This is a genomic window from Staphylococcus sp. FSL K6-0223 (assembly GCF_038008285.1).
The window spans coordinates 13,360-27,776 of the sequence record NZ_JBBOYX010000001.1 but is presented as its reverse complement, the minus strand read 5'-3'; the positions used below and the strand labels follow the sequence as shown (position 1 = coordinate 27,776).

General features: G+C 34.1%; 11 protein-coding genes and 2 tRNA genes. All 13 read right to left on the bottom strand.

The features are described 5' to 3' along the window. Positions 1-165: 165 nt before the first annotated feature. Positions 166-948, bottom strand: coding sequence for an MBL fold metallo-hydrolase (locus MHI13_RS00115; protein WP_141744493.1), 783 nt, complete (start codon positions 946-948; stop codon positions 166-168). Positions 949-1,221: 273 nt separating this feature from the next. After that, positions 1,222-2,013, bottom strand: a complete 792-nt coding sequence (locus tag MHI13_RS00110; RefSeq protein ID WP_049382265.1) for a two-component system regulatory protein YycI — start codon at positions 2,011-2,013, stop codon at positions 1,222-1,224. Then, on the bottom strand, positions 2,014-3,345 hold the full coding sequence (locus MHI13_RS00105; RefSeq protein WP_054105632.1) for a YycH family regulatory protein: 1,332 nt from the start codon (positions 3,343-3,345) through the stop codon (positions 2,014-2,016). It abuts the gene before it with no gap. Then, complete coding sequence (gene walK / locus MHI13_RS00100) at positions 3,335-5,161, bottom strand: cell wall metabolism sensor histidine kinase WalK (protein ID WP_048679004.1); 1,827 nt, start codon at positions 5,159-5,161, stop codon at positions 3,335-3,337. The genes MHI13_RS00105 and walK overlap by 11 nt, the downstream gene beginning before the upstream one ends. 12 nt (positions 5,162-5,173) lie before the next feature. After that, positions 5,174-5,875: a response regulator YycF gene (gene yycF, locus MHI13_RS00095; RefSeq protein ID WP_048787705.1), complete on the bottom strand. Its 702-nt coding sequence runs from the start codon at positions 5,873-5,875 to the stop codon at positions 5,174-5,176. Between the two features lie 488 nt (positions 5,876-6,363). Continuing rightward, positions 6,364-6,436 (bottom strand) — tRNA-Asp (locus MHI13_RS00090). Between the two features lie 5 nt (positions 6,437-6,441). Further along, positions 6,442-6,516, bottom strand: a tRNA-Glu gene (locus MHI13_RS00085). Positions 6,517-6,908: 392 nt separating this feature from the next. Continuing rightward, complete coding sequence (locus tag MHI13_RS00080) at positions 6,909-8,192, bottom strand: adenylosuccinate synthase (protein ID WP_017175614.1); 1,284 nt, start codon at positions 8,190-8,192, stop codon at positions 6,909-6,911. A gap of 277 nt (positions 8,193-8,469) precedes the next feature. Further along, positions 8,470-9,870 (bottom strand): replicative DNA helicase, encoded by a 1,401-nt coding sequence (gene dnaB, locus MHI13_RS00075; protein WP_049415197.1) that lies wholly within the window; start codon positions 9,868-9,870, stop codon positions 8,470-8,472. Positions 9,871-9,978: 108 nt separating this feature from the next. After that, on the bottom strand, positions 9,979-10,425 hold the full coding sequence (gene rplI / locus MHI13_RS00070; RefSeq protein ID WP_002488452.1) for a 50S ribosomal protein L9: 447 nt from the start codon (positions 10,423-10,425) through the stop codon (positions 9,979-9,981). Next, complete coding sequence (locus MHI13_RS00065) at positions 10,422-12,389, bottom strand: DHH family phosphoesterase (RefSeq protein WP_070548210.1); 1,968 nt, start codon at positions 12,387-12,389, stop codon at positions 10,422-10,424. Before MHI13_RS00065 ends, rplI begins: the two co-directional genes overlap by 4 nt. Before the next feature lie 27 nt (positions 12,390-12,416). Beyond that, positions 12,417-13,328, bottom strand: a complete 912-nt coding sequence (locus MHI13_RS00060) for a YybS family protein (protein ID WP_054105630.1) — start codon at positions 13,326-13,328, stop codon at positions 12,417-12,419. 89 nt (positions 13,329-13,417) lie between these two features. Continuing rightward, a complete protein-coding gene (gene metX / locus MHI13_RS00055) occupies positions 13,418-14,386 on the bottom strand; it encodes a homoserine O-acetyltransferase MetX (protein WP_017175617.1) in 969 nt (322 codons plus the stop codon). Positions 14,387-14,417 lie beyond the last annotated feature (31 nt).

Sequence of the window (14,417 nt, the reverse complement as noted above, 5' to 3'; positions counted from 1 at the left end):
TATTCACAGATTCTAGCTAAATCGCACTATTTATCCACCTTTTAATGAATATTCATGTATAGTCCAAATTGTTAGATCATAACTTTAATTTTTTCAAAAAAAGAGCTTAATAAAAACCTCATATTTCCTTAAGGCTTTCATTAAGCTTCATACTTCTTTTCAATTCTATAACGTATAAATCGGTGTCGCTTGTGCTTTATCTGTATCACATAACAATACTTCTTTTTCAGTATCGATATCATGTTCATTTAGTACTTGTCCAACGCTCATTCGTGCTAAATCTTTCATATTATTATCACGAGATAAATGTGAAAGATAGATACGTTTCGTATTACCTGTAATCACATCCGCCATCGCATGTCCTGCATCTTCATTTGACACATGTCCCATATCACTTAAAATACGCTGTTTCGTCTTCCAAGGATAACGACACATGCGTAACATATCTACATCATGATTACTTTCAAACATAAATGCGTCACTACCTTGAATCATACCTTTCATTCGGTCTGACACATAGCCAGTATCTGTAATCATCGTAAATTTCTTATAGTTATTATGAAAAATGTAAAATTGTGGATCAATCGCATCATGAGAGACATTAAATGATTCTATATCAAAACCTGCAATAGATTTTGTTTCATAGGGATTGAAAATAAATTTTTGATCCATCGGAATTTTATCGTCTTTTTTCTCAATCGCTTTCCAAGTTTTTTCATTCGCATACACTGGTAAACCATATCGACGTGCAATGACGCCAAGTCCTTTAATATGGTCGCTATGTTCATGTGTCACTAGGATACCATTCAGATTCTTTATATCTCTATCAATCTGACTAAATAAATCTTCCATCTTTTTACCCGTAAGACCGACATCTACTAATAGACTGCCTTTCTCACTTTCTACATAAGTCGCGTTTCCTGTACTACCGCTTGCTAATACGCTCATTCGAATCAAGATGGTTCATCCTTTCTCATTATCTTAAAATTAATTATTTAGAGTGCCTTCAGTCTAATTATTTTATATTTACTCTTTTTCTAAAAAAATATAGTTTCGAACTTGTATCTTTGTTCGAAACTTTCCGCTCTAAAAGTACTTTTATATTATACTATACCAACCTGTAACTAAAAATTCCAATTCTCTGTTTATATTAAATATGTAAGAGCAAAACAGCGGGCAACTTTGACCGCTGTTTTGCTCTATTTAAAATGATTCATTTTTCTAGTTATCAATCACTTTTGGATTGACTGAAGTGGCTTCAACATAATATTTTTTCGTTTCTTCTTTACCTTTATGTTTCACTTTGATTTCCCAGTTTGCTTGTAGTAATTGAACGTTGGTTTCTCTTACTACTGAGTAATATCCTAATCTTGCATCTAATACTTCATCGCCAGCTTTTAAGTAACGATTGAAATACAAGCTTTCAATTGCTTTACGCGGCGTAATGACTTGCTTCTTAGGATTATTGTCACCTTTTGCAGGTTCAATTTTACTCATTAATGTTTGTTTATACATTGTCGCTTTACCATCGTCTATATTAAAGCGAAGGCGTGCTTTATTGTTATTAAGCAATGGGTACCCATCATACGTTTGTTCGTAAGTGACTGTATTTGAATTAATATCGCCAAGTTGATAGACCTTACCATTATAAATATGATTGATAATGTAATCTTTTAAATCGCTGAGATTACGATCACTTACATTTACAGTATTATCTACGTCACCGCTTACTGTGAAACCAGAATCACTTGTTTCTAATGAAGATTTATTTTCAGCGTATGATTTAAAGTTTTTAGAAGTAGCAGTAATCATTTGCATCTTCGTACCACTTACATCTTTATTTAATACATCTGTCGATACTTTAATCTCTTCTTGCTGGAAGTTGACTTCATTATCGCTTTCAGTTTCATTAATTTGCGATTTAGTCACCTTATTAATATAAATCAGAATGAGAAAAATATTGACTAGAACAAACACGAAAATAAACAATGTTTTGGTTAGTTTCCAGTTCATTTATTCAAGCCTCCCATCCTGATATACATACCATTCACCATCATACTCAACATACCACGTTGGAATAAATTCACTATTACGTTGTACTTCGATGTCATCTTTATCTGGCTGATCATCTTCTTTATAGCCAACGATCATATTCGATATTTTTTCAAAATCAATATTATGATTGTTCGCAAGTGACGCACGCACAGTTTCCAAACTATCTAATGATGTCGTTGCACCTTCTAAAGGCACGCTTGAACGTAGAAGAGCACGTTTATAGTCATAAATTCCTTTTTCTCCCCAAGTCACGTTAATTTCATTTAACTGCTGATCATTAAATGTAGGATGTCCATTGAGGAATAATTGATAGGTTAATTCTCCTGACATATTATCCGTATTGAACAGACGGAAATCATCGTTAAAGAAACCACCATGATTATTAATATATTCGAATGTACTTGGAATGGAGGTATCCATATCTTTCGAACCTGATTCATCTTCAGATAAGTTTTTATAATGGTACTTTTTACTGTCATCATTATAGTTTGCGACGCCGGTATTATTATTATATGTGGTTGAACCACTTTTTCCGCTTCGAATAATGACAGAATCATCAAATAAAATTGAGTTCATCGTTTCGACTGAAATCGTATCATATACCATACGATATGAGCGTAGGTCTTTTGGATGTTTCGGCGCAAAAATATGCGTTGATTTATCAATCGTCGTCTTATTCGTAATCACTTCCGAATAGGTTTCCATATCTTTTTCTAAATGATGAATGGTTTTAGTAAATGGCGTTGCCTTAGCGTCTATCGTCACTTTCATGACTTGTTGATGACGTTTACTCAGCGCATATAATTCTAAATCACCCTTAGGATTTTTATCAATTAAAATTCGATTAAAGCTAAAATGTTTAGGAATTTTAGCTGAGTTATTAAGTACTTGACCTAAATAGGTTGTTAGTGGCATATCATACGTAAAATCCAACACGACAAAATCATGGTCTAATATCGGAGTTTGCAAATTATACCCTTTTTGCATTAATTCCACTTTACTCACTTCATGATCTTTGAGTGGATCAATAACTTGAGCGAGTTGAGATCTTGATGGTGTCAATCCTTTTACTTTATCTCCTTTAACTGACACAACTTGATAAGGTGAAATCACTGTGTCCATCTTTGCAGCTAAAGGTTTACCAATGGTTTTAGTATTATTTTTTTTACTATCCGCGCTGTCTAAATTATTTAAATCTGGAGTAAAGTTCCAAATCATATACGTAAGGACAATACTCATCATGACTAAAAGAAAAAGGATAACTGATTTAATATGTTCCTTACTGTTCATCCCAATCACCGTCGTCTATCACTTCACATGGAAGAGTAATAAATATCGATGTGCCTTGTCCTTCAACACTGTTTGCCCAGATACGACCATTATGTGCTTCGACAATTTCTTTTGAAATGGCCAGTCCAAGACCTGTACCACCCATTTTACGTGTACGTGCTTTATCTACGCGGTAGAAGCGATCAAAGATTTTATCTACTTTATTAATTGGAATACCGATGCCATTATCTTTAATACGAATGGTCATTCGATTATAAAGTGCATTTTGTTTCACGTGGAACTCGACACGTTTATCTCCACGAGAATATTTCATCGCATTCGTAATGACGTTATCAAATACTTGTGTCATCTTATCTGGATCTATTTCTGTGAAAATCGTTTCATTTGGAATTTCACGTACAAACGTTGTATCTTTCGCTGCCATTTCATGTCGATTAATAATTTTATTAATAAACATATTAAAGTCGACAATTTCTTTTGTAATTTGTTCTGTCTCATTATCCATTTTAGATAATTGAAGTAAGTCATTTACTAGTCGAATCATACGTACCGTTTCTTCACGTGTGACTGAAAGGAACGATGGCGCAAGATTTTCATCTTTCCAAGCGCCTTCTTCAAGTGCTTCAATATAACTGTTCATTGATGTTAACGGCGTACGTAATTCGTGTGATACATTGGCAACGAATTCGCGACGTTCACGTTCCACTTGTTGTTGTTCTGTAACATCGTGTAATACGGCGATATAACCATTAACAAATCCCGTATCTTGTACAATCGTGCTAAAGTTGACACGTGCAATAATACCTTCTTCTTCGTTCATATCAATTAAGATACTATCATTATTCTCTTGAATTTCTTCTAATGAAAAATCGCCTTCTATTTTTAAAACATTTAGCATGTAATAACCAATGAGATCTTCTTTCGCCATACCTAACATTTTAATCGCCATATCATTCACAATACGAATACGACCACGTCGATCCGTCGCAATGATACCATCACTCATATGTGTGATGACAGAATCGAGTCGACGTTTTTCACTTTCTGTATTCGCTTGGGCTTCTTGTACACGTTTAGAAAGATTATTAAACGCAAGCGCAAGTTCACCAATTTCGTCATTACCATAAATCTTAACACGCTGTGTATAGTTCCCTTTCGACATTTCAACTGTTTGGTTACGCATATCTGTAATCGGTCGCGTAATCGTTCGCGCAATAAAGAAACCGAGTATAACCGTGATAAATAAGGAAATAGCCGTACCAATAATAAAGATTTGGTTAATATTGTTAAGCTGGTTATATACATCATTAATATTTGACTCTATGTAAATATTACCGATCACATCATTGCTATTCTTAACTGGTAAGTTGTAAATCCAAATCCGTTCTTTACCATGACCATAGTCTTTTAAGACGTTATGACTATTTGCTTCGCCAAGAGAGATTGCTTTTTGAACAGAGTTATCATTCACTTTTTGATTAATTAAGCTATGTGATGATAACTTCGCTGTAGCCATTATAATTTGATCTTTATCAATAAAGCGAATTTCTTCAATCTCTTGTCGATTAGCGTATTCATTCAGTAGCGATTGAACTTCCTTTTGTGCATTTGAAGGATTATCTTTATAAATACGCTCAATATTGACTTCGAGTTGTGTCGCATATTGTTTAATATTCTTCATGAAATTATTTGTTAATTCTTTTTCTAAACTATTAGTGAAATACAGACCAATAATCTGCATTCCAATAATAATCAGTAAGACATAAACAATAACGAGTTTTGTGTGAAGGGATTGGAGTTGTTTCAGCCACTTCATCGTTTGCAACTCCTAATCATGTTGTTGGAGGAAGTATCCAACGCCTCGACGTGTCACAATATATTCTGGATGAGATGGATCGTCTTCAATTTTTTCTCTTAAACGACGAATGGTTACATCCACTGTACGCACGTCTCCAAAATAATCGTAGCCCCAAACCGTTTGTAATAAGTGTTCACGTGTCATAACTTGACCCATATGTTTTGAAAGATAGTGGAATAATTCAAATTCACGATGTGTTAATTCAATATCCTCACCACGTTTTTTAATTGAATAAGCATCGGGATAAACCACGATATCTTTAATCGCAATTTCATTCGTTGTACCTTCAGATTCTTGCGCAGGTTGAGAATAGTGACGTCTTAAGTTTGCTTTCACACGTGCAATTAATTCACGTGTACTAAATGGTTTCGTCACATAATCATCAGCACCTAATTCAAGGCCCAATACTTTATCAATTTCTGAGTCTTTCGCTGTTAACATAATAATTGGCATTTCGTATTTTTTACGTACTTCACGACATACTTCCATACCATCACGACCTGGTAACATAATGTCTAACAATACGATGTCTGGCTCTTCTTCATAAATTAAATCGACTGCATCATTACCATCATAAGCGCAATGAACTTCATAGCCTTCTTTTTTTAAATTAAATTCTAAAATATCCGCAATTGGCTTTTCATCATCAACTACAACAACTTTTCTAGCCATATCTATAAACCTCATTTCTCAAATTGTAGTTTAAACCTTAATGTTTATTATATTTTGAGTAAAACATTAACTGTATTATATGGCGCTATCTTACGTCTTAACGCACGTTTATCTACTATATAATTTAACATTAATATTCACTTAATTCTATTTTCATATTTAAAATTATAGAATAACATTAATTTAAAGTTTACCACTCTCGTTTTATATTACAAATAAGTTGAGCGCCTTGAATATTGGACAAAAGTCGTAGGAAGACAGAAACGGTACAATGTTACAAAATGATGATAGAGGATAATCGTTGAAAATTAAGAGTGATATATAAAAGATGTATAAAAAAAGAGAGAAATATTAAAAATATATTGCGACGTCACCTATTTGTAATACGCACATCGTTTTACTCATGATAACGTCTATATATTTATAAAAATAAAGACGCAATATTAAAAAAGCATAAAAAAAATGCCTACCCTTTTGGATAAGCAATACGGTCTCGACGGGAATCGAACCCGCGATCTCCTGCGTGACAGGCAGGCGTGTTAACCGCTACACTACGAGACCTAAAATGGTGACTCCTACGGGACTCGAACCCGTGTTACCGCCGTGAAAGGGCGGTGTCTTAACCGCTTGACCAAGGAGCCGTTCTTAAGCACAAGATAGATTATAGCATAGCTTTTATTTTAAAGACAAGAACTTTTTTACATAATTTTAATATTTTTTTATAATTCCTTAATTTTTAGAAAAAAAGAGTTGTTTTGAAGGTATATTACATAACAATATACTTTTTTTCTTTACTTTTACATTATTAATTCATATTCAAATTTAAATGATATGGTTATCATTATCTTATTTTATGTATATAAAAAACGTTGCTAAAGTGAGTCACTTTAACAACGTTAGATGTATACAATTAAATGTTTTATTATTAACGGGCTTCGAAACGTAATTCTCTCATCCATCATATGCTAATCTCTAAAATCAAAAACCGATTTTCGCTCTTAGCACGTTATTGCTCTAGGTTTATACGCTTTTCTTACCATAATTTTTCTAATAGGTTTGTTTGCTCACGGTCAGGGCCTACAGAGAAGATTGAAATATGAACGCCACATAATTCAGAAATACGTTCTAAGTATTTACGTGCGTTTTCAGGTAATTCTTCTAATGTACGACAACCTGTAATGTCTTCCGTCCAACCAGGTAATTCTTCGAAGATGGGTTTACAACGACGTAATTGATCTAAGTTTGCTGGATATTCTGTGATTGTTTCACCATCTAACTCATATGCTGTACAGATTTTAACTGTATCTAAACCTGTTAAAACGTCAATTGAGTTAATAGATAAGTCTGTAATACCACTTACACGACGAGAGTGACGTAATACAACTGAGTCGAACCAACCTACACGACGAGGACGTCCTGTTGTCGTTCCATATTCACGACCTACTTCTCTAATATGATGACCATCTTCATCGAATAATTCAGTAGGGAATGGGCCATCACCTACACGAGATGTATAGGATTTACATACACCAATCACTTTAGATACGAAGGTTGGACCCACGCCAGTTCCTACTGTCACGTTACCTGCAACAGGATTACTTGACGTTACGAAAGGATATGTACCATGGTCGATATCTAACATAACACCTTGTGCACCTTCAAATAAAACCTTTTCATCAGCTACGAAAGCGTCATCCAAAATTTTAGCTGTATCTGTAACGAATTCTTTTAAACGTTGACCAGCGGCATAGTATTCATCGAACATTTCATCAAAGTGTGGACAAGTTTCATTAAACATCCCTTTGAAATATGCATTTTTAATCTCAATATTTTCTTTTAAACGTCTTTCAAATGTATCTTTTTCTAATAGATCAGCCATACGAATACCAATACGTTGTGCTTTATCTACATAAGCTGGTCCAATACCTTTTTTCGTTGTACCGATTTTATTATCGCCGCGACGACGTTCTTCATATTCATCTTGTGCTAAGTGATACGGTAAGATGACTTGCGCACGGTTTGAAATACGTAGATTATCTGTAGAAATACCACGTTCATTTAAACCGTCTAATTCTTTTAATAATGCAACAGGATCTACAACCACTCCATTACCAATCACTGCTAATTTATCTTTATAAAAAATACCTGATGGTACTAAATGTAATTTGTATGTTTCTCCACCAAACTGAATGGTATGACCTGCGTTATTACCACCTGAAAAACGCGCAATCACATCTGCTTGTTCTGCTAAGAAATCTGTAATTTTACCTTTACCTTCGTCTCCCCATTGTGTCCCAACTACTACGATTGATGACATGTGAGCACCTCCAAAGTTTTCTCAATTAACCACTAAGTATTCTATCAATACGTTTCATATAATGCAAATAAAAATCGAACATTAAAAATAGCATTCACATCAGTCAAATAAATACGTATTTTTTATTAAAAAACCTTTAAAATTGTTAATTTACCAGTATTTCAAGACAGTTTTACAAATGTTTAATACACATACTTCACTTAACTTTATTTTTTAAAAACAAAATAAAAACCGTACATTTATATTAAAAATAATAATAATGTACGGTAAAATTTTTTTATGACATGTCTGCATGTGCATAATCAATGTCTGTAAATTTATTATATTGTTTCATAAAGTGTAACTTCACTGTGCCTGTAGGGCCGTTACGTTGTTTAGCAATAATAATTTCAATCTCACCATTATCGTCATTTGATTGAGGTTCGAAATGAGTACTATCGTCATCTTCTTCACCATCGCCTCGATTATAGTAATCATCACGATACAAGAACGCAACAATATCTGCGTCTTGCTCAATTGATCCTGATTCACGAATATCACTCATCATTGGTCGTTTATCTTGACGTTGTTCTACGCCACGAGATAACTGACTCAGTGCGATAACCGGACATTCTAATTCACGAGCGATGGCTTTTAACGTACGTGAGATTTCAGAGACTTCTTGTTGTCTATTATCTGAAAAACGTGAGCCACTCCCTTGAATAAGTTGTAAATAGTCAATCACAATCATATCAAGACCATGTTCTTGTTTAAGACGACGACACTTTGATCGTAAATCTGTAATACGAATTCCTGGTGTATCATCAATAAAAATCTTTGTTCTCGATAATTTACCTACTGCAATCGTAAATCGATTCCAGTCTTCTTCTGTCATTGTCCCTGTTCTTAAACGGTTAGAATCTACATTTCCTGAACTACAAATCATACGTGTCGCAAGTTGATCAGCACCCATTTCAAGTGAGAAAATACCTACTGTATAGTTATCTTCATGAGTAGCTACTTTTTGAGCGATATTAAGTGCGAAGGCAGTCTTACCTACAGAAGGACGGGCTGCTAAAATAATTAAATCATTTCTATTAAAGCCCGCAGTCATCTGGTCTAAATCGCGGTATCCAGTAGGAATACCCGGCGTTTGCCCACTATTTTGATCAAGTTCCTCTGCAGTCTCATATACTTGACCTAAGACATCTCTAATATCTTTAAATCCATCACTTTGACGGTTTGCTGAGAGTTCAAGAATACGTTTTTCAGCATCACTTAAAATAGCATCTAATTCAAGCTCATTATTATACCCATCATTCGCAATGCTATCAGCTGTTTGAATTAATCGACGTTTAAGCGCAAGATTAGCAACTATATTTCTATAGTATTCAATATTACGTGTCGTCGGTACATTATTCGATAATTCAGCTAAATATTGAGGGCCACCAGCCTCACTTAATGTACCTTCTTTCGTTAATTGTTCCATTAACGTGACTACATCAATCTCATGAGCATCTTCGTTTAAGTTCATCATTGCTCTAAAGATATGTTGGTGTGCACCTCTATAAAACGACTCAGGAAGTAATACCTCCTGAGTCGAACCTATTAATTCTGGATCTAAAATAATTGCACCTAAGACAGACTGTTCAGCTTCATTGTTATGGGGCATTTGTCTTTGATCATACATATTATCCATCAATCATTACACCCATCTATCTTAAAATTTTCGACATGCTAGTGCAACATTATATCTTTCTATGAATTGCTTTTAAAAGAATGGACTACCTATTTGTCCTAAATCTTTTTATTTTTCTACAGTGTGTACGCGAATTGTACCTTCAACTTCTTTGTCTAATTTAACAGGTACATTAGTATAACCTAACGCGTGAATACCGTGTGGTAAATCCATTTTACGTTTATCAATTTTAATATCGTGTTGATTTTTTAATGCGTCAGCAATTTGTTTTGTACTAATAGAACCAAACAATTTACCGCCTTCACCAGTTTTAGCGCTTACTTCAACTTCGATATCTTCTAATTTTGCTTTTAATGCTTTAGCATCATCGATTTCTTGTTGTCTATCCGCTTCAGCACGTCTATTTTGTTGTTCTAATTGTTTTAAATTACCAGGTGTTGCTTCAACAGCATATTTATTTTTTAATAAAAAGTTATTTGCGTAACCTACTGGCACGTCTTTAACTTCACCTTTTTTACCTTTACCTTTAACATCTTGTGTAAATATTACTTTCATGTATCTTCACTCCTACTCATTTGTTCAGTAATTGCTTGTTGTAATTGCTCGATTGCTTCTTCTATAGTGACACCTTTTATTTGCGTTGCAGCATTTGTTAAGTGACCTCCGCCACCTAAGGCTTCCATTGTTAATTGAACATTAATACCACCTAATGAACGTGCTGAAATACCAATTAGATTATCTTCACGTTTCGCTACAACGTAAGAAGCTTCAATGCCTTCTAAACTTAACAATTCATCCGCAGCTTGTGCAACTGTTACAGGATGATAGATTTTATCATTAGAACCGTGAGCAATTGCGACACCGTTATCTTGAACTTCCACTGTGCGTATCAATTCAGAACGATTAATATACGTATCAACATCATCTTTAAGGAATTGTTGCGTTAAAATTGTATCCGCACCATGCGCACGTAAATAACTTGCCGCATCAAACGTTCTTGACCCTGTTCGTAATGTAAAATTACGTGTATCAACAATAATACCTGCATACATAATTGTAGATTCTAAACGTGATAACCGTTGTTCTGTTGGCTGATATTCTAATAACTCTGTGACAAGTTCTGCAGTTGAACTTGCATAAGGTTCCATATAAACGAGTAATGGATTTGAAATAAAACTTTCTCCACGTCTGTGATGATCAATGACTACTTTACGATTCGCTTTATTTAGAATATTTTCATCTAATACCATTTCAGGTTTATGTGTGTCTACCACAACAACCGTTGTTTTTGACGTCATCATATCCCAAGCCTCATCAGATGTCACAAATCGTTCTTTCAATTCAGGTTTTTTATCAATTTCTTCCATCACACGACTTAATGTTGGATCGATATCTTCTTCATTAAGTACCACATATGCTTCTAAATTATTCATTGACGCAAATCGAGATACTCCAATAGCTGCGCCAACCGCATCTAAGTCAGGACGTTTATGTCCCATAATAATCACTTTGTCGCCTTCAGTTAAGATATCTTTCAATGCGTGAGAGATAACACGTGCTCTAACACGTGTTCGTTTTTCCATCGGGTCAGTCTTACCTCCGTAAAAACGAACATTACCATTCATGTTTTTAATTGCAACTTGGTCTCCTCCACGACCTAAGGCTAAATCAAGTCCTGATTGAGATAATTCACCAAGTTCAATTAAATCTTCGGTACCTTCACCAACACCAATACTTAATGTCAATTGTGCACGATAGCCTACACTTTTTTCACGTAACTGACTTAGAATGTCAAAATTAGAATCTTCTATTTCTGCTAAGATTTTTTGGTTTAAATAAGCTACGAATTGATCTGAACTATAACGTTTAAAATAAATGTTATATTCAGTTGCCCATCGACTAATAATACGTGTCACCATTGAGTTGATTTCAGAACGTTGTGTGTCATTCATATTTTGTGTAATTTCATCGTAGTTATCTAAAAACAACGTTGCAATAATAGGCTTTGATTCTTCATATAATTCATTTGTATGTACCTCTTCTGTAATATCGAAGAAATATAAACAATGCTCTTCTTCAGAATAACGTACATGATAATGGTACTGACCATGTTCGATTTCTATTTCTTGTACTCTTTCAAGTTGCTTAAGAATATTCGGAAAAACTTCATTGACTGGTTCTGAGATGACATTCGTTTCTAGATGTTCAGACATATATTGGTTGATCCATTCGATGTGATCGTCAGCATCAATCACAACTAAACCAATTGGCATGCGTTTAATTGCTTTATTACTTCCTGCTGAAATATGACCACTCAGATTATCCACATAATGATCCATTTTTGATAATGCTTGTTTAATCAATACCGCACTAATGACGATCATAATGATTAAAGCAATCGCCGTAAACGTTGCAATTAAAGGTTTAAATATAAACCCTACAATAACAATTGCAATTGCCGTAAGCACCATCAAAATGTAAGGAATAAGCAATGCTTTTTTAGTGGATTGACGGTTCATTCTTCCACCTCTATTCACTTTTTAAAGTCATTTTTTAATCATTCGTTTTAAGTTAATTCCTAAATCAAGTACGCCAAGTAATGATACGATATGCGTAAAGGGTGAAATCACTGTCCCCACGACCATTAATAATATAGATACCGCATCAGGTAATCGTTTGGCCTTTCCAAAGAAATGAATCAAACTCAATCCTTGGATATACATTAATAATGATAACACAACTTCGAAATTCAATACGATACTTTGGAATATACTTGGTTTCATCGCAAACATCACACATACTAGCACAATCATGTAAATCCATAATAATGTGCGATTCATCTGCCAAGCAAATAAAGGTCTAAACATAGGTGTTGCTACTTTGAATTTGCGTAAAATTGGAAATGTAATGATGATATTAATTAAAACTAAAAGAAAGACAATAATAATGATGTAACTTGGAAGTTGAACAGCCATTTGACGAAATCCTTCTTCTAAGATGATCTTATAATCCGATTCAACGCCTGAATTTACAATCGCATTGTTCATTGCGTCTTTTGCTGGTTTAATCAATATTTCGGTATTTGGAATCTTTTTGAACGCTTGTAATAACATAAATGCAATTAACGTCACAATACTTATATATATTGTTGTGATATATAAGATGCGTTCTTTAGATGTACGTTCTTTTAATAATTGGCCAATTACAAAACTTAGTAATAAAACTAGAATCATGGCACTTAATACAAAGGTATTCCCTAATAAGGTCGTGATGACTACAGTGAGTAAAGCTCCAATTCCAAATGTAGCAATTGATTTATGCCACATGATAATCCCTGGAATGGTAGCGAATAAACATAGAATCAGACCAATTATTGGCAATACATACGTAACTAAAGCAACTGCTACAAGCACGATAGTTCCTATAATCATTGCTTTAGGATGTACTTTTGAAAACACATTCGCCACTCCTATACTTTTTTGACTATAACGTCTATTTTAACCTCTATATTCAAATTAAACAAATGTGTTAACTGTTCTCTTATCTATTATTTTCGTTTGAATTTCGAAACTTTTAAAAAATGATACAAGTTAGGCGCCCAGTCATTAAAATTAAGTAAAAAACCATCATGGCCTACGTTGTCTGGAACAAAAAAGTGACGATGATATTTAAAACGTTCTCCTACTGCTCTGACTTGATCATCTGGATATAACAAATCATCTGTAAAGCCCATAGTTAGTACTTTTGTATTTAAAGATTGGAAGACCTCATCCACATCATCGCGCTGACGATCAAGATGATGACTATCTAAGACATTTAACATCGTTAAGTAACACGATAAATCGTAGGATTCTTTAAACTTATTACCTTGATAACGTTGATAATTGACTACTTCATCTGGTGTGAAACGCGCGTCATAACTTTTTGAAGAACGATAGGTTAAGAATCCAAGTTGTCTTGCAATACTAAGTCCCTCTTTACCTCCAATATGAATCGCTTCACGTGCAATTTCATTGAAAGCACGACTGTATGAAGAAGTTTTATCTGTAGCTGCTAAGATGACTGCCTTATCTACTTCGAATTGATGATTATATAATAATTCCATCACTTGCATGCCACCTAAACTGCCACCAATTAAAATATCGATTTTAGTAAATCCAAGGGCCTTTATTCCCAATTCAATTGCCTTAACTATATCTCTTAATGTGATGGTTTTAGGAAAATGAGCATCGTTTAATGGGGAGCTTGAACCAAAAGGACTTCCAATAACATTAAAAGTAAGAAACTGATAATCATAGATTGGCATATAACCACCATCAATGATTTCACGCCACCATCCAGGATGTTCATCTGTACCATAAGTTAAATGATTCCCAGTCAGAGCATGACAAACCACAACAAGCGGTTGTCCCGAATAACCTACGTGCTCATAACGTAATTTTAGATTCTCAATTGTTTCACCTGATTCTGTTGTAAAAGCACCTAAATGTAATGTATCTACTGTATAATTTGTCATGCTATGCCTCCTTAGAATAAAAAAATCGCTT

Excerpts from the sequence above, each read along its gene's own strand:
- MHI13_RS00115 (WP_141744493.1), bottom strand. The coding sequence starts at position 948 with ATGAGCGTATTAGCAAGCGGTAGTACAGGAAACGCGACTTATGTAGAA.
- MHI13_RS00065 (WP_070548210.1), bottom strand. The coding sequence starts at position 12,389 with ATGAACCGTCAATCCACTAAAAAAGCATTGCTTATTCCTTACATTTTG.
- rplI (WP_002488452.1), bottom strand. The coding sequence starts at position 10,425 with ATGAAAGTAATATTTACACAAGATGTTAAAGGTAAAGGTAAAAAAGGT.
- MHI13_RS00105 (WP_054105632.1), bottom strand. The coding sequence starts at position 3,345 with ATGAACAGTAAGGAACATATTAAATCAGTTATCCTTTTTCTTTTAGTC.
- MHI13_RS00110 (WP_049382265.1), bottom strand. The coding sequence starts at position 2,013 with ATGAACTGGAAACTAACCAAAACATTGTTTATTTTCGTGTTTGTTCTA.
- yycF (WP_048787705.1), bottom strand. The coding sequence starts at position 5,875 with ATGGCTAGAAAAGTTGTTGTAGTTGATGATGAAAAGCCAATTGCGGAT.
- walK (WP_048679004.1), bottom strand. The coding sequence starts at position 5,161 with ATGAAGTGGCTGAAACAACTCCAATCCCTTCACACAAAACTCGTTATT.
- metX (WP_017175617.1), bottom strand. The coding sequence starts at position 14,386 with ATGACAAATTATACAGTAGATACATTACATTTAGGTGCTTTTACAACA.
- dnaB (WP_049415197.1), bottom strand. The coding sequence starts at position 9,870 with ATGGATAATATGTATGATCAAAGACAAATGCCCCATAACAATGAAGCT.
- MHI13_RS00080 (WP_017175614.1), bottom strand. The coding sequence starts at position 8,192 with ATGTCATCAATCGTAGTAGTTGGGACACAATGGGGAGACGAAGGTAAA.